Source organism: Gilliamella sp. wkB108, assembly GCF_001690195.1.
GTDB lineage: Bacteria > Pseudomonadota > Gammaproteobacteria > Enterobacterales > Orbaceae > Gilliamella > Gilliamella apicola_L.
In genome coordinates this window covers 17587-34831 of sequence record NZ_LZGM01000015.1, presented here as the reverse complement: position 1 = coordinate 34831, position 17245 = coordinate 17587, and the positions used below count along the sequence as shown (strand labels likewise).

General features: G+C 35.8%; 15 protein-coding genes. 14 read left to right on the top strand and 1 reads right to left on the bottom strand.

Annotated features, from left to right (window positions below; translation table 11 throughout):
- Positions 1–426 precede the first annotated feature (426 nt).
- The 13 genes from mlaF to citG all read left to right on the top strand — a co-directional run bounded on the left by mlaF (position 427) and on the right by citG (position 13801).
- Positions 427–1242 (top strand): phospholipid ABC transporter ATP-binding protein MlaF, encoded by an 816-nt coding sequence (gene mlaF / locus A9G11_RS01345; RefSeq protein ID WP_218056001.1) that lies wholly within the window; start codon positions 427–429, stop codon positions 1240–1242.
- A complete protein-coding gene (gene mlaE, locus A9G11_RS01340) occupies positions 1242–2021 on the top strand; it encodes a lipid asymmetry maintenance ABC transporter permease subunit MlaE (RefSeq protein WP_065617741.1) in 780 nt (259 codons plus the stop codon). Before mlaF ends, mlaE begins: the two co-directional genes overlap by 1 nt.
- A gap of 11 nt (positions 2022–2032) precedes the next feature.
- Complete coding sequence (gene mlaD / locus A9G11_RS01335; RefSeq protein WP_065617740.1) at positions 2033–2743, top strand: outer membrane lipid asymmetry maintenance protein MlaD; 711 nt, start codon at positions 2033–2035, stop codon at positions 2741–2743.
- Positions 2744–2753: 10 nt separating this feature from the next.
- A complete protein-coding gene (gene mlaC / locus A9G11_RS01330; protein WP_065617739.1) occupies positions 2754–3398 on the top strand; it encodes a phospholipid-binding protein MlaC in 645 nt (214 codons plus the stop codon).
- A 6-nt stretch (positions 3399–3404) separates the two neighbouring features.
- A complete protein-coding gene (locus tag A9G11_RS01325) occupies positions 3405–3677 on the top strand; it encodes an STAS domain-containing protein (RefSeq protein WP_065617738.1) in 273 nt (90 codons plus the stop codon).
- Between the two features lie 94 nt (positions 3678–3771).
- Positions 3772–4029: a BolA family protein gene (locus A9G11_RS01320; RefSeq protein ID WP_065617737.1), complete on the top strand. Its 258-nt coding sequence runs from the start codon at positions 3772–3774 to the stop codon at positions 4027–4029.
- A gap of 93 nt (positions 4030–4122) precedes the next feature.
- Positions 4123–6150, top strand: a complete 2028-nt coding sequence (gene prlC / locus A9G11_RS01315; protein WP_065617736.1) for an oligopeptidase A — start codon at positions 4123–4125, stop codon at positions 6148–6150.
- Positions 6137–6886 carry a class I SAM-dependent methyltransferase gene (locus A9G11_RS01310; protein WP_065617735.1) on the top strand — a complete coding sequence of 250 codons (750 nt, stop codon included), beginning with the start codon at positions 6137–6139 and terminating at the stop codon, positions 6884–6886. Before prlC ends, A9G11_RS01310 begins: the two co-directional genes overlap by 14 nt.
- A 2-nt stretch (positions 6887–6888) precedes the next feature.
- Complete coding sequence (gene rsuA / locus A9G11_RS01305; RefSeq protein WP_065617734.1) at positions 6889–7578, top strand: 16S rRNA pseudouridine(516) synthase RsuA; 690 nt, start codon at positions 6889–6891, stop codon at positions 7576–7578.
- Positions 7579–7738: 160 nt separating this feature from the next.
- Entirely contained in the window at positions 7739–8959 is a 1221-nt protein-coding gene (locus A9G11_RS01300; protein WP_442902960.1) for a Bcr/CflA family multidrug efflux MFS transporter, read from the top strand.
- Positions 8960–8961: 2 nt separating this feature from the next.
- On the top strand, positions 8962–9486 hold the full coding sequence (locus tag A9G11_RS01295; protein ID WP_065617732.1) for a gamma carbonic anhydrase family protein: 525 nt from the start codon (positions 8962–8964) through the stop codon (positions 9484–9486).
- Between the two features lie 104 nt (positions 9487–9590).
- Complete coding sequence (locus A9G11_RS14740; RefSeq protein WP_065617731.1) at positions 9591–12611, top strand: DNA translocase FtsK 4TM domain-containing protein; 3021 nt, start codon at positions 9591–9593, stop codon at positions 12609–12611.
- 302 nt (positions 12612–12913) lie between these two features.
- Positions 12914–13801 carry a triphosphoribosyl-dephospho-CoA synthase CitG gene (citG, locus tag A9G11_RS01285; RefSeq protein WP_065617730.1) on the top strand — a complete coding sequence of 296 codons (888 nt, stop codon included), beginning with the start codon at positions 12914–12916 and terminating at the stop codon, positions 13799–13801.
- Between the two features lie 105 nt (positions 13802–13906).
- Here citG and A9G11_RS01280 read toward each other — a convergent pair whose 3' ends face one another.
- Positions 13907–15067 (bottom strand): MFS transporter, encoded by a 1161-nt coding sequence (locus tag A9G11_RS01280; protein WP_065617729.1) that lies wholly within the window; start codon positions 15065–15067, stop codon positions 13907–13909.
- A gap of 267 nt (positions 15068–15334) precedes the next feature.
- Here A9G11_RS01280 and A9G11_RS01275 point away from each other — a divergent pair, with 267 nt between their 5' ends.
- Complete coding sequence (locus A9G11_RS01275) at positions 15335–17239, top strand: beta-glucoside-specific PTS transporter subunit IIABC (protein WP_065617728.1); 1905 nt, start codon at positions 15335–15337, stop codon at positions 17237–17239.
- Positions 17240–17245: the final 6 nt, after the last annotated feature.

Below are 17245 nucleotides of genomic sequence, written 5' to 3'. Positions count from 1 at the left end.
TAAAAATAATTCAGGAGTCTATACCGTTTAAACTTATCAAAACGGCTACACTCAACCTCTAAGTGCAAATCGAGTTAATAAAAGGCTAAATTATCTGTCATCTTCTATTTAATATACATTGTGGTAAGTTGTGCTGTTGTTTGCCTATGCAGGTCAGCTGATTGGTAAAAATAATTCATGAGTCTATACCGTTTAAACTTATTAAAACGGCTACACTCAACCTCTAAGTGCAAATCGAGTTAATAAAAGGCTAAATTATTTGTCATCTTTATTTTAGTTAAGATTCGCACTTAGTACTTGAATTCAAGCGTAAAATATCCAACAAAACAGATAACACACAGAGACAATCTCTTTAATAGATTTCATTATTTATAATTATCAAGTAAAATGAGCGCAATTTTAAATTAAGTAGTGTAGGAAATCATTGTGGCGGATGCATTACAGCAAAACTTGGTAGAAATCCATGATATGTCATTTTATCGTGGTTCAAGACCAATTTATAAAAACATGAGCCTCAGTGTTCCAAAAGGCAAAGTAACAGCCATCATGGGACCGTCTGGGATTGGTAAAACCACACTATTACGTTTAATAGGTGGGCAATTAAAACCGCAATCAGGTCAGATCTTATTTGATGGTGAAGATATTCCTAGCATGTCACGCTCACGGCTTTATGAAGTTCGTAAGCGTATGAGTATGTTATTTCAATCTGGCGCTTTATTTACGGATCTCAATGTATTTGACAATGTCGCTTACCCATTACGTGAACATTTTAATTTACCCGAACCAGTATTACATAATTTAGTTTTAATGAAATTACAATCGGTAGGTCTTCGCGGTGCAGCTTATATGATGCCTTCTGAATTGTCAGGAGGAATGGCTAGACGCGCAGCTTTAGCTCGTGCAATTGTATTAGATCCTGATTTGATTATGTTCGATGAACCTTTTGCCGGACAAGATCCTATTTCCATGGGCGTAATTGTTAAGTTAATTGCCGAAATTAATCAATCATTAGGATTAACTTGTATTGTTGTCAGTCACGATGTTAACGAAGTACTTAGTATTGCTGATTATGCTTATATTGTTGCAGAGCAGCATATTATTGCGGGCGGGACATCCGAACAATTACGCGATAATGAAGATTTACGTGTAAAACAGTTCCTTGAAGGACTTGCTGACGGTCCAGTTCCTTTCCATTATCCTGCTGACGATTATAAATTAGACCTAAGCAGAGGTACAAACTAATGTCAAATTTACTCGCAAAAATGGGAAAATGGCTAATTAATCTCATTGCCATGATTGGTCGTTCGGGCATAATGTTAATTGGCGCCATAATGGGAAAACCTCAATTTGACAAACAATTCCCATTACTTGTCAAACAATTCTATTTTATTGGTGTACAATCGCTCACCATTATTATTGTATCCGGTCTGTTTATCGGCATGGTACTTGGACTACAAGGATACTTTATCCTTACCACTTTCGGCGCTGAAGCGAGTCTAGGAATGATGGTTGCTTTAGCGTTACTCCGTGAATTAGGTCCGGTAGTAGCCGGATTGCTCTTTGCTGGTCGTGCAGGTTCCGCATTAACCGCAGAAATCGGCTTAATGAAAGCAACCGAACAATTATCCAGTTTAGAAATGATGGCTATAGATCCTTTAAGACGTATAATTGCACCACGTTTTTGGGCTGGTTTTTTCTGCTTGCCATTTTTAACTGCCATTTTTGTTGCGGTGGGAATTTTAGGTGGTGTATTAGTTGGCGTTGATTGGAAAGGAATTGATGCAGGATTCTTTTGGTCATCAATTCAAAGTAATGTCGATTGGTGGCATGATTTAGGTAACTGTTTTGTAAAAAGTTTTGCCTTCGCGATAGCCAGTACCTGGATTGCGCTTTTTAATGGTTACGATTGCGTACCAACATCAGAAGGAATTAGTCGGGCGACAACTAATACAGTTGTTTATTCATCATTAGTTATTTTGGGGTTAGATTTTATTTTAACCGCATTAATGTTTAGTCATTGAGGTCATTAAACATGAGTCGTAAAGTTGAAATTACTGTTGGGTTATTTATGGTACTGGTTATTTGTTCGGTACTATTTTTATGTTTTAGAGTTACCGATCCAACATCATTTATAAGTCATAACTCTTACCGCGTTTATGCAGTATTTGATAATATTGGTGGATTAAAAGCACGCTCACCTATCAAAATTGGTGGTGTGGTAATTGGTCGTGTCAGTGATATTACATTAAAATCATCAGATAATGCGATTTACAAACCCTATGTAACAATGGATATCGATACACAATATGATAAAATCCCAAGTTCCAGTTCTCTTTCAATAAAAACATCTGGCTTATTAGGTGAACAATTTATTGATGTCAACTTTGGACTTGATCAAGGTACAGAATTAGAACTTGATCAGCTTGATGCGCCAGAAGGTGCAAAAAACACAACATCGAAAGATACCGATAAACCTCCTTATTTCCAAGAAGGTTTTGTGATAAATAATACCAAACCAGCTATGGTTATAGAGGATTTAATTGGTCAATTCCTTTACAGCGTAGGTGGTTCATCTGATAAAGATAAAGACAAAGACAAAAACGAAGATAAAAACCAAGACATAAATCAAGACAAAAACGAAGACATAAACCAAGACATAAACGAAGACAAAAACCAAGACATAAACGAAGATAAAAACCAAGACAAAAACGAAGACAAAAACCAAGACACTAGCGAAGAGTAAGGAGTTAATAATGTTAATCAAATTAAAACAAACCATATTTATAGTACTCGCTTTAATGGTAAGTACTTTAGCTTTTGCTGAAAACGATCCCTATAAAGAGATGCAAGTAGCCGCTGATAAAATATTTTCAAAAATAAATGCACAATCATCGGCGATCAAATCAAATCCCAATCTACTTAAAAATATTGTCAGATCCGATTTACTACCTTATGTTCAAGTAAAATATGCTGGTGCATTAATTCTTGGTAACTACTACAAAACTGCTACTGAAGCTCAACGAAATGCTTATTTCTCGGCTTTTGAAGAGTATCTAGTACAAGCATTTGCTCAAGCTCTTTCTATGTACAATGGACAAGAATATCAGATTGAATCAGCGAAAGATTTAACCGGTAAATCAATAATTTCTATACGCGTTTTACTGATCCAACCAGATAAAAGTCAACAACCATTACGAATTGATTTCCAATGGCGCAAAAACACTGTTAGCGGTGAATGGAAAGCCTATGATTTAATTGCCGAAGGTGTAAGTATGATCTCTACTAAACAAAATGAATGGTCAACTATTTTACGTCAGAACGGAATTGATGCACTAACCAAACAATTAACAGATCTTTCCAAACGCAATATCGATCCTAATTCTAAACAAAAAGGTTAGTCTATCATGTCGCGCATCCAAACTGAAACTCGACAAGATATCTTATATTTAAGTGGTGAGCTAGATGCTCACTCCTTAAATGAAATTTGGACAACCCAAAGTTCTCTATTAAATAGAACAACATCAATTGATGTAGCACAACTTACGCGTGTTGATTCTTCTGGGCTGGCAATTCTTGTCTATTTTTGTATTAAATATCAAGTGAAACTGTCTGGAATTAATCCTCAGTTACAAACATTAATTGCGCTTTACGATTTACAACCCGTTCTTGATGATTAATTAATTTCACGCTTTATACTAAAACGTATACCTAACCTGAAACATTTTGACAAATTATTAAAAATAACAATTAACTTTACGATGAGTTTTAATAATGGATAAACAAGAAATCATAAATAAACTAAAAGAAACACTCAACCTTGATGATATACATGTTATGACTGATGACGGAAGCCATTTTCAAATTATTGCTGTAGGTGAACTATTTGCAGAATTAAGCCGAGTAAAAAAACAACAAATTATTTATGCTCCTCTTGCTGAATTCATCAATGATAATCGGATCCATGCTTTATCAATTAAAACTTATACTCCAACAGAATGGCAACGACAACGCAAACTAATGGGATTATAATGACCCTAAACTAAAAAAAACTTGAATTGACAGTATTTGCCACCACATAATGTCTTATAACAAGACAAAATTATTGCATAAAGGTATTACGACATGACTAACCCATTATTAACTGATGCTCCCCTACCTCTCTTTTCACAAATAAAACCAGAGCATGTTGTTCCTGCTATAAAAGAGACACTAAAAAATTGTCGTCATACTATTGAAACGGTACTTGAACAAAATAGCCAATATACATGGAATAATTTGATTCAACCCATTGATGAAATGGATGAAAAATTTGGTCGAGCATGGTCACCGGTGAGTCATCTTAATTCAGTTAAAAATAGTCCTGAATTACGTGAAGCTTATGAAGCTTGCCTTCCACTCTTGTCTGAATATAGCACTTGGGTTGGACAACATAAACCACTATACCAAGCTTACAAACAACTTAAAGAGAGTGTAGAGTACACAAAACTCAACAAAGCTCAAAAAAAAGTGATTGATAATGCACTACGTGATTTTGAACTATCGGGCATCGGATTACCTGATGATAAACAAAAACGCTATGGTGAAATTGTAGCCAAATTATCGGAATTATCCTCTAAATTTAGTAATAACGTACTTGATGCAACAATGGGGTGGTCAAAACTCATCACCAATGAAAAAGAGCTATCCGGAATGCCAGAAAGCGCTCTTTTAGCCGCTAAAGAACAAGCAAAAGCTAAAGGTCAAGACGGTTGGTTACTCACCCTAGATATGCCGAGTTATTTACCGGTTATGACTTATTGTGATAATCGTGATCTACGTTTTGAACTTTATCAAGCTTATAACACTCGAGCATCAGATCAAGGACCGAATGCAGGTAAGTGGGATAATACCGATGTGATAAAACAAATTTTAGCACTACGTGACGAGCTTGCTCACTTATTAGGTTTTGATACCTATGCAGATAAATCACTCGCAACCAAAATGGCACAATCGACTCAACAAGTAATTGAATTTTTAACCGATTTAGCGACAAAAGCAAAACCACAAGGTGAAAAAGAGTTAGCCACATTAAAACGTTATGCTTACGAATTTTTTGGTGCAAGTGAAATAAAACCCTGGGATATTGCTTACTATAGTGAAAAACAAAAACAGTATCTTTATACCATTAATGATGAAGAGTTACGACCATACTTCCCTGAAGCAAAAGTAATTAAAGGACTTTTTGAAGTTGTACACCGAATCTTTGGTATTACCGCTAAAGAACGTCAAGGGGTAGATGTATGGTCACCGGAAGTTAAATTTTACGATCTTTATTCAGCTAATGGTGAATTAAAAGGTAGTTTTTATCTTGATTTATACGCACGTGAACACAAACGTGGTGGAGCGTGGATGGACGATTGCATCGGTTGTATGCGTTTTGCAGACGGTCATTTGCAAAAACCCGTGGCTTATTTAACTTGCAATTTTAATCGCCCTGTCGGTGATAAACCTGCTCTGTTTACTCATAATGAAGTTACTACCCTATTCCATGAGTTTGGACATGGTTTGCACCATATGTTAACAGAAATTGACGTTTCCTCTGTAGCAGGTATAAATGGTGTGCCTTGGGATGCGGTTGAATTACCAAGTCAATTTTTAGAAAATTGGTGCTGGGAACCCGAAGCATTAGCCTTTATTTCTGGACATTATCAAACCGGTGAACCACTACCTCAAGAAATGTTAGAAAAAATGTTAGATGCTAAAAATTATCAAGCTGCATTATTCATTTTACGCCAATTAGAGTTTGGTCTATTTGACTTTAAACTACATACCCAAAAAGATGCTGACATTTTAGAGACCTTAAAACAAGTTAGACAACAAGTAGCCGTTGTTCCAACGGTTGAATGGGGACGATTCCCACACGCTTTCAGTCATATTTTTGCTGGTGGGTATGCGGCAGGTTATTACAGCTATCTATGGGCAGAAGTATTATCTGCTGATGCTTTTTCTCGTTTCGAAGAAGAAGGGATTTTTAATGCTAAAACCGGCAATGCTTTCCTTGACAATATATTATCACAAGGTGGAAGTGACGAACCGATGACACTATTTAAAAACTTCCGTGGACGCGAACCACAACTTGAGGCTTTACTTCGTCATTATGGTATCCACTAGTTCTAATTTGGCTCAGCTAACACTTTTAGCTGAGCAGTGGTTATCCACTCATAGTCATCTTCCCTATGCACTCGTATCACAATCAAACCAAATCGAACTACAAAAAACGGACGAACCCAAGTTAGGGGCAATATCCGTTAATTTTGTCTCAGGAACAATGGCTCATCGTCGCCAATTTGGTGGTGGACGCGGTGAAGCTATTGCAAAGGCGGTCGGTGTAAAAGGTGATTATTTACCCACTGTTATTGATGCCACAGCTGGACTTGGTCGTGACGCCTTTGTGCTAGCATCAATAGGCTGTCACGTCACTATGTTTGAAAGGCACCCTGTGGTTGCGGCGCTATTAGAAGATGGTCTACTTCGTGCCTATCAAGATCCCACTATTGGTAGTTGGCTGGTACAACGCTTACAGTTGATTTATAATTCGAGCATTACAGGTCTAAATTCCTTGCATGAAAAACCAGACGTTGTCTACTTAGATCCGATGTTTCCACATCGATCTAAAAGTGCATTAGTCAAAAAAGAGATGCGTATTTTTCAACAATTGGTTGGCAGTGATATGGACGCAGATAGTTTACTAGTACCTGCTAGACAGCTAGCTAAAAAACGTGTTGTGGTCAAAAGACCTGATTATGCACCCTTTTTAGCCAATCAAAAACCAATTGCGAATATAAAAACTAAAAATCATCGCTTTGATATTTATCCACCCCTTGAAGTAAAAAAGGAAATGATTTAATTATGCGATTAGATAAATTTCTTGCTCATCATCTAAGTACTAGCCGTACAGTTGTAACTAAAGAGCTAAAAGCCAAAAAAGTAACTGTCGATGGTGAAATTATAAAATCGGGCGCTTACCAATTAATGCCTGAACAAGTTGTTCATTACGACGGTAATGAAATTATACCTGTAACAAACAAACGTTATTTTATGCTAAACAAACCACAAGGTTATGTGTGTTCAACAGATGATCCTGATCATCCAACCATTCTCTATTTTATGGATGAACCTATGCCTGAAAAACTACATGCAGCCGGACGACTCGATCTAGATACTACCGGATTAGTATTATTAACTGATGATGGTAAGTGGTCACACCGCATCACATCACCTAAACATCATTGCCAAAAAGTCTACGCGGTAACAGTTGAACAGCCTTTAACAAAAGATCTAATCGAACGATTTGCTAATGGTATTCAATTACACAGTGAGAGATCGCTTACCAAACCAGCTATTTTGCAAATCATTGATGATTTTCATGCTGAATTGACTATCAGTGAGGGAAAATATCACCAAGTGAAACGCATGTTCGCCGCTGTCAACAATCATGTTGTACAGTTGCACCGTAAACAAATAGGTAATGTTGTTCTTGATATGCCAGAAGGCGAATACCGCTCGCTTACTCAAGATGAAATCAACTCATTTAACTAAATTCTGATAAATAACGCTATATTAATTTAAACTCTCAATGAATAAGGTCAATAAAATCATTATTGAGAGTTTTACCTGTTTTATTGATTAATTTGCATCTTATTAACTTTCATAACAAAACCAAAACGGGAGTAACCACTTGCAAACCCAAAACACTCAAATACAATTTAAAATTTCCAAAAAAGCACTTATCTTTATTCTAGGTTTTATATCTATGTTAATGCCTTTATCCATAGATATGTATCTACCTAGCATGCCAACCATAGCCCATAATTTTGGGGTAACCGATGCGACGGTACAGTTAACAATCAGCTGTTACTTATTAGGATTTTCATTTGGTCAATTATTATTTGGACCAATAACTGACAGTTATGGTCGCCGTAAGGTATTAATAATAGGTTTAATTATTTTTGCTTGTGCAGCGTTAACTTGCGGTATTGCTGTTAACATAAATCAACTAATTACCGCCCGTTTTTTTCACGGTATAGCTGCTGCGGCAACTACCATTGTTATTAATGCATTAATGAAAGATATCTATCGCGACCGTGACGAATTTTCTAAAATGATGTCTTTTGTCATGTTAATTTCAAACGTTGCACCACTTCTAGCACCTATTATTGGTGGATTTATTTTAAATTGGCTCAATTGGGAAGCAAATTTTTACATACTGTGCTTTGTTGCACTATTATGCTTAGGACTCGTTATTACTTTCATTCCAGAAACCTTACCCAAAATTAAGCGTGCAAAGTTCAGTTTAGTACGAATATTAAGTAATTTCATTACCTTATTTCGACATCGACAAGTCTTAACTTATATGATGATAGGTGCATTCTCGGGCGCTGGATTATTCTCGTTTCTTAGCTTAGGCCCTTTTGTTTACATGAATATACATGGTGTAGCCTCAATAAATTTCGGCTACTATTTTGCCTTTAACATCATTGTCATGGTGTTAATGAACACCTTAAATAGTCGTTTTGTTAAACGGGTTGGCTCAATTAAAATGATGCAATTTGGACTTTTTATTCAATTTATCATGGCGATTGGATTAATGCTGGTAACACTATTTAAGTTAGGTTTCCTATATCTAGTTGCTTGTATTGCTGGTTATATAGGTTGTATGTCAATTATAGGTGGTAATGGTATGGCCGTTGTGCTAGATTTTTATCCACATATAGCTGGCACAGCATCATCATTAGCAGGAACAATCCGATTCGCTATTGCCGGCATTATTGGTATATTACTATCAATTTTTGCCTCATCGCAAACAGCAACAACCACCACCAACAATATGACAGAGTGGCTAATGGTTGGTTCAATGGTAATATGTAATTTCTTAGCTGTTTGGCTATTTTTAAGCGTTAGGAATATTAAAAGGAAATAAAAATGATATATAAATTAGGCGATTTACAACCTAACATCCACCAAACTTGCTTTATCGCAAAATCAGCCGATATCATCGGTGATGTAACTTTGGAAGAAGGCGTTTCCATTTGGTTTAATGCGGTATTAAGGGGTGATATTGCCCCTATTCGCATCGGTAAAAACAGTAATGTACAAGATAACTCAACTGTACACATTGATACTGACATTCCTTGTATTGTTGGTGAAAATGTCACTGTTGGACATAATGTCATTTTACACAGTTGTACTATTGAAGATAATGTCTTAATTGGCATGGGAAGTACCATTTTAAATAATGCTAAAATTGCTCAAAACTGCTTAGTTGGAGCAAACTCACTAGTAACGCATAGTTTACCTTACGAAGAGGGATGCTTGATAATGGGATCGCCGGCTAAAATTATTCGTAAACTCACAGAGCGTGAAATTGCTGCCAATATTGCTAATGGCCAAAGATACGTACAAAATGGATTAAGATTTAAAAATACCCTCTATCCTATAACTAAGTAATTCTCACAATAAATTTAACTTTTATATGTAATCACGCTGTGAGTAGGTGTTATTTATGGTAAAATGCCAACAATTTTAATAGTGATAGTTTTTTAGGTACGTGTTTGAAAAAGTCAAAAATTACAAGAAGGCATATAATTGCTCAATTTATCTTATTGGCTATAATAGCTTTATCTGCTTACTTATTTTTATCACTATACTCATACGATCCTTCTGATCCGGGTTGGTCTCGTACCGCTTGGCACTCTCCTGTGAGTAATTTTGGTGGCTATATTGGCGCTTATGTAGCAGACATACTATTCCAATTTTTTGGATTTATTGCTTATAGTGTCCCCTTTATCACCATATTCATTTGCTTACAATTAATGGTTCATTTTTATCGACATACAGGTGAACCAATTAACTATTTTAGTCTATCATTTCGTATTATCGGCGTTTTAGCTTTTATCTTTAGTAGTACAGGTTTCTTTGCATTAAATATCAGCGACCCCGAACAATTTGAAGCGGGTGGTTATCTTGGCTCTATTGTCATAGAAAGCCTTTTACCGGTAATGAATAATATAATTATTTCTTTAGTTCTATTTATCACTTGCCTCGCCTGTGTAACTCTATTAACTGGTTTTTCATGGATTAATTTAACCGAAAAATTAGGTGCATTTGTCATGATATTGCTTACGCCAATAAAATGGTTAATCAACTTATGCAAAAAGAAACAAACAACAGAGCAAGCAATAAAACAAGACAACCAGATAGCACCAACAGATCAGGAAAAAGAACACCAGTTTACGATCCCTTTTGACAAAGAAACTATACCAACAGATACAAGTCAATTACCAAGAATAGTCATGAATAACGAAGCATCAGTAACCCAACCTATTTTGGGTGATACAGATGCTTCGACTGAATCTGTAGAAGAGCAAGAATCAGAAACAACGCCACTTAATCAAGAAAATGCACTGATACAAACAACTGAAAATTTACTGCATTCACTTGAAAATACCTCAGTACAACAAACTCAAGTGGACAATGAAACGCAAAATAACACAACTAAAGAAGATGCTGATCCTAATGATATTCTATCTCGTTTAGAATTGATTTTAAGAAGTATGAATGAGCGAAAGCTGGCACATTCTAAACAACAAACATCGAACTCACAAGTAGCAACACAATCAACAGAACAAGCAGAAAATGTGCCAGTAGGTTCGCATGATAATGCAACAGAAGCCGAACCTTTCATTGAGGAAGAAGAAAAATATAAAATAGCTGATGCACCAAGTAAAACCTTATTTACATTGGCACACCATGAAACTGAAACAGCATTAACTACGCCTATTGACCAAACAGCGTTTGCAACTGTACCGGAATTCACCGAAGAACAACCCCAAGAGCCGGTAATACTATCACCACAGGAAGATGAGGAACAACCTACTCTATCGCCCTATTTACCGATAATAGAACAGTCAAACCCAACCATTGAGATGAATAATCAGGACTATCATTTTGATGATGATCTCGCCGATAATCTAAGCGAAGGGGAAGATAATCAGGAATATGAAGGAGAAGGAGAAGACGACGAAGAAGAAGATAGTCTTATTCATCCTCTATTAAGACGTAATGATAAACCATTGCCGAAACCAACTACACCATTACCGTCACTAAATTTACTGACTGCACCACCTAAGACAAGAATTGAAGTCGATCATGCGGCATTAAATGCCTTGTCTGAACTACTGGAAAAAAGCTTATCTGACTATCGAGTGAAAGCAAAAGTCGTCGATTATATGCCTGGTCCAGTTATCACACGTTTTGAAATTGAATTAGCACCTGGTATCAAAGCTGCTCGAATTTCAACCTTAGATCGAGATTTAGCGCGCTCATTATCAATGCCTTCAGTACGTGTAGTTGAAGTCATTCCTGGTAAACCTTATGTTGGAATTGAGTTACCTAATAAAAATCGCCAAACCGTCTATTTCCGCGAAGTGTTAGACAGCCCACAATTTCGAGATGCTCAATCTCCACTAACCGTGGTATTGGGTAAAGACATCGCCGGACAATCTGTGGTTGCTGACTTAGCTAAAATGCCTCATTTATTAGTCGCCGGAACAACAGGCTCTGGAAAATCGGTTGGTGTTAACGCAATGATTTTAAGCATCTTATATAAATCACAACCAGAAGATGTCCGATTTATTATGATTGATCCTAAAATGCTTGAACTCTCTATTTATGAAGGGATCCCTCATCTATTAACACAAGTTGTAACCGACATGAAAGATGCGGCTAACGCACTAAATTGGTGTGTGAATGAAATGGAGCGTCGTTATCAATTAATGTCAAAATTAGGCGTTCGTAATATTGCCGGTTATAACGAGAAAATAAAACAAGCAGAAGAGATGAACAGACCTATCCCAGACCCACTCTGGAAACCTACCGATAGCATGGATCTTGATATACCTATGCTTGAAAAACTTCCTTATATTGTGGTTATGGTCGATGAATTTGCCGATCTTATTATGGCCGTGGGTAAAAAAGTAGAAGAGTTAATTGCTAGACTTGCGCAAAAAGCACGAGCTGCCGGTATTCATCTAGTTTTAGCAACCCAACGACCGTCAGTTGACGTCATCACAGGATTAATTAAAGCCAACATTCCGACGCGAATTGCATTTACCGTTTCGAGTAAAATTGACTCACGAACAATTTTAGACCAAATGGGTGCAGAATCTCTGCTCGGTATGGGTGATATGCTCTATTTAGCGCCAAATAGCTCGATTCCTGTACGTGTTCATGGTGCCTTTGTCCGTGACGAAGAAGTACATGCTGTTGTGCAGGATTGGAAAGCTCGTGGCACACCAAAATATATTGAAAATGTCACTGTGGCAACCGATGATAATGATAATGGTGGTACAGATACTGTTGCAGAGGATCTTGATCCATTATTTGATCAGGTTGTCGATTTTGTAATAGAAACACGCCGAGCGTCGATCTCAAGCGTACAACGAAAATTCAGAATCGGCTACAACCGAGCGGCGCGAATTGTCGAACAAATGGAAATTGAAGGGATTATCAGTGCGCCTAGTCATAACGGCAACCGTGAAGTCCTAGCCCAACCATCTCATAACGATTATTAATCTTAAGACTTAAGTCGTTCATTTAGCTAAATGAACGGCTTGAGCAAAAGCATTAATTTATCGATTAAAAATAACCTTATATTTATTAGTATATTAATCAATTTATAGATGATATATAACTAAATTAAACCCACTAATACCCAAATAGTTCAGCAAAAAATAGCTGTATGCTTTCCTTTATTTATGCCTATAATTAGCATTAACAAAAAATAGTGTTATGATTAGTTGGCTATGAATTATCTCAATCGAGTAAACTAATTTAAATCAACATGTTAATAAGTGATAATGAGTAAAAATTGACAATGAGCGACTATTCACAACAAGCTAAGCAATTACAATCCGAACTAAATAATGTTACAAACCGAAGTTTACCCGCTCAACTGGCAATTAGTGCTTTAATTAAAGAGATCTGTCTTTCACCTAAACCAGGCTTAGTTGATATGCATAATAATGGATCTCACCAAGATATGAATTTCGATACATTTGTCAAAAGTATCCAAGCTATTTCAGACTGGTTTGATAAATTTTACCAATATGGTTATGAATCTGCGACTAAAGGTAGCCACGAATTTTTAACCGGAATAAGGCCAATTGGAATGCAATGTGAACAAGCTATGTACCAAGCCACAAATCATATTAACACCCATAAAGGTGGTATTTTCGCTTTTGGCTTGTTACTTGGTGCCATAGGCAAGCTAGAACAACAAAAATCACCAATTAAAGCACAAACTATTTGCGATACGGTATCGGCTATTTGCCAAGGTATTGTTAATAGTGAATTAAAACAAAATAACCCCACACTTTCTGTCGGAGAAAAGTTATTCAAACTACATAATCTTTCTGGCGCAAGAGGTGAAGCTGAATCTGGCTATGCCACTGTAAGAAATATCTCCCTGCCTATTTATAATGAAATGCTAAATAAAGGATATGATGAAGAGAGTTGTTTATTACAAACTATGTTATATCTGCTCGCTTATAATCAAGATACTAATTTAGTTTCACGTGGCGGACTTGAAGGATTGAATTTTGTTCAACAGCAGGCTAAAAAACTCATTGATCTAGGTGGCATCACACATGCTAATGGACGTCAGTACTTATCTGAGCTGGATAATCAACTGATCAAACGCAATTTAAGTCCGGGTGGCTCCGCCGATTTAATTGCCATTACCTGGTTTCTATCTCAGTATTAATCTATGATATTAGCATTAAAGTTATTTTTATCAGGCTTTTTCTTCTTTAGCCATGATTAATTATTTAGCTAAAAGTACAAAAACTATCTAGTTTAAAAGTATCATTTAACCAATTTTATTGTTCTTCAAACTATAGACTACATACAAACCGGCAGCAAAAAATGCTATTAATGCTAAAATAAAGTAAGCTTGGATCATTGAAAATTGTAAGCTCACATACCCCACCATGATTGGAAATAAAGTCATACCGACTGCATAGATAGCTTGAAATAATCCCATAGCAGCCGAACGCGCATAAGCAGGAATATCTGCAATAGCTTCAAACGTCAAAAACGAAAATAAAATACCCGTTCCCATTCCCGGAATAACTTGTAAAAGTAAAATCATATAACTTGATGTAACTTTTGGGATTAACAGACAATACAAGGCAAGTAAAATAAATGAAACAATGATCCAAGTCGATATACTTAATTTATTTATCCATTTACTTGCCCCTAATTTAGCAAATAATACAGATGACAACATATACACCATTGACGATATTCCAATCATGGTTGCATTTGCACCAAGATTACTCATTATTTGATTGGTAAATGACATTGTAGTGGACATCTGTATCCCTTGCTGAATTAAGGCAAGTAGTGAAAAAAATAGTAATTTAGGATTAGTTAATACGCTAAAAAGATTATGATAGCTAAAATCATGTTGGATCTTTTCTGGATATTTAAGTCTTATAGCCAAAATAAAAGCAATGGATCCACTTAGACAACTAAGTACACAAATCAGCCTCATGCCTAAATAATCAAATAATAACGTACTGGATAAAAAAGCCAAAAAAATACCAATATTATTTACCATGATAATTAGACTAGTTGCATAACTTTTTCTGTTTTTGGGATAAAAACCTAAAAACAAAACCATAAACGAGATCCACATGGCACTTGCAAATCCCGAAATAATATTACCAATCAAAAAACCTAAGCCGTCAGGCTCAATCACTCGAATGATTGAAGCAAATCCTGCCAAAAAAGATCCTAATACAATAAAGATTTTATGTTTCTCTTTAACATTGGCCAAAATACCTACCGGAAGACGTAATAATAACTGCGACACACCATAAGCACTTACTATAATTCCGATAAAATTGGTCGATAGATTAATCGTAGCAAGATAAGGTGTTTGATAAGGAATATAAACATACTGGGCATACCAGAAAAAAAACACAATACTTAACAAAAGATAAGATTTTTTTTTCGCAGTTCTCATTCGTATACAGGTTTAAAAATTATAATTGTTTTGCACAAAAATATATCCAAATAAAATATTTATCAACTAAACAAATCAATCTTGTCTTAATTTTTAAACTGTGCTAGGTTGATTACTATTAATAAGGTGATAAAAAAAGTGTTACTGAAAATCAAAGTAAGATCAAACATATATGATGATTGTTGTTACTCATTTAACGACATAATCTAGTACGTTTGATCTTTTTTTTCTCAAAATTTACCCATCCTGCATGTAATGGAGATAATAATGGATTATCAAAAAATTGCTCAGCAAGTTTTACAATTGGTTGGTGGTAAAGAAAATGTAATCAGTCTAACGCATTGCTTTACTCGCTTAAGATTTCAGTTAAGGGATAATCAAAAAGCTGATCGTAACAAACTACTACAAACCGAAGGCGTCATCTCTGTGGTTGAAGGTAGCGGACAATATCAAGTCGTACTTGGTAATAAAGTCACTAAAATTTACGATGCAATTCTCCCTTTAATAGGGAAATTAGAGCCTAGCAAACAAAATACGCCCAAAGTCTCTATCGGTGTAAAAATTCTCAACGCTTTTGCAGCAATTTTTACGCCTGTTATTCCTGCTATAGCGGCATCAGGTATGCTAAAAGGAATTTTAGCAATTGCTGTAATGATTGGTAATTACTATTATCAGACCGATATTAAACCCTATGATACCTACATTATCCTCCACGCCGCCTCCGATGCAGTATTTTACTTCATGCCAATTATTTTAGGTTATACCGCAGCGAAAGTATTTAAAGCGCATGAATTTATTTCTATGATTATTGGTGCAACTTTATGCTATCCATCCATAGTTAACCTAATGGCAGGTAAAAGTGAAGTCACCTTTTTTGCTATAGAACTAACTAAAGCAAGTTACACATCTAGCGTCATTCCAATTATTTTAGCTGTTTTTATCTTAAGCTATGTACAAATTGTTTTGGAAAAAATTATTCCTGAAGTATTAAAAATTATCATGGTACCGACTTTTTCACTCCTTATCATGATCCCTGCGACATTATTAATTTTTGGTCCAACAGGTATCTATATCGGTAAAATCATCAATTTCCTTTACTATTACATTATGCATATTAGTCCTATTTTATTGGGTGCATTTATTGGTGGTATCTGGTGTATTTTAGTTATTTTTGGCGCTCATCGAGCCATAGTACCGATAGGGATCAATGACGTTGCACAAACTGGACAACAAAATTTACTCGCCTTTGCTGGTGCAGCTAACTTCTCACAAGCTGGTGCGGCTTTAGGCGTATTTTTTAAAACCAGGAATAAAAATTTAAAAACGGTTGCTGCCTCTGCAACCATTACCGCACTATTTGGCATTACTGAACCTGCTATTTATGGCGCTAATTTACGGCTAAAAAGACCTATGATCTGTGCGGTTATTTGTGGGGCTATTGGTGGTGGATTAATGGGTTGGGGGGGATCTTATGGTACTGCCTTTGCCAATCAAGGGATTTTAACTATCCCAGTTTATGCTGAAGCAGGAACGACCGCTTTTTTATGTTATTTAATTGGCTGTTGTATTGCATTTTTTGGTTCTTGCATCACCACAATTTTAGTCGGTTTTAATGATATACCTAATGAACAACCTGAATCTTCTCAATCAACTATACCTAGTGAATCGCATGAATCTGAAGTATCAAATGAATTAAAGAAAAATAATGTCTTATTTTCTAACGATACTATCGACTCACCAATAAAAGGACGAATTATTCCATTAGCTGATGTAAATGATGCTGTTTTTGCTTCTGGTGCTATGGGCAAAGGTGTTGCAGTATATCCTAAAATTGGTGAAATTATTGCCCCCGCTAACTGTACTATTACTGCACTTTATCCAACCATGCATGCCATAGGTCTAAAACTAGATAATGGTGTTGAACTATTAATCCATATCGGCATTGATACGGTCAAATTACAAGGAAAATATTTCAAATCTTATGTGCAAGTTGGACAACATATTACTAAAGGGACAAAAATCGTCTCATTTGACATTGATAAGATTGAACAACAGAAATTTGACTTAACAACGTCCGTTGTTGTCGTTGATTCTGAACATTATAAAAATATTGAAAGCAGCAAACAATTTGCCGTTAGCTATAATGATAAATTACTAATGATTGAAGTTTAGAGGTTT

Coding starts and splice junctions, on each gene's coding strand:
- mlaE (WP_065617741.1), top strand. CDS start 1,242: ATGTCAAATTTACTCGCAAAAATGGGAAAATGGCTAATTAATCTCATT.
- A9G11_RS01295 (WP_065617732.1), top strand. CDS start 8,962: ATGATATATAAATTAGGCGATTTACAACCTAACATCCACCAAACTTGC.
- citG (WP_065617730.1), top strand. CDS start 12,914: ATGAGCGACTATTCACAACAAGCTAAGCAATTACAATCCGAACTAAAT.
- A9G11_RS01325 (WP_065617738.1), top strand. CDS start 3,405: ATGTCGCGCATCCAAACTGAAACTCGACAAGATATCTTATATTTAAGT.
- A9G11_RS01310 (WP_065617735.1), top strand. CDS start 6,137: ATGGTATCCACTAGTTCTAATTTGGCTCAGCTAACACTTTTAGCTGAG.
- prlC (WP_065617736.1), top strand. CDS start 4,123: ATGACTAACCCATTATTAACTGATGCTCCCCTACCTCTCTTTTCACAA.
- A9G11_RS01275 (WP_065617728.1), top strand. CDS start 15,335: ATGGATTATCAAAAAATTGCTCAGCAAGTTTTACAATTGGTTGGTGGT.
- rsuA (WP_065617734.1), top strand. CDS start 6,889: ATGCGATTAGATAAATTTCTTGCTCATCATCTAAGTACTAGCCGTACA.
- A9G11_RS01280 (WP_065617729.1), bottom strand. CDS start 15,067: ATGAGAACTGCGAAAAAAAAATCTTATCTTTTGTTAAGTATTGTGTTT.
- mlaD (WP_065617740.1), top strand. CDS start 2,033: ATGAGTCGTAAAGTTGAAATTACTGTTGGGTTATTTATGGTACTGGTT.
- A9G11_RS01320 (WP_065617737.1), top strand. CDS start 3,772: ATGGATAAACAAGAAATCATAAATAAACTAAAAGAAACACTCAACCTT.
- mlaC (WP_065617739.1), top strand. CDS start 2,754: ATGTTAATCAAATTAAAACAAACCATATTTATAGTACTCGCTTTAATG.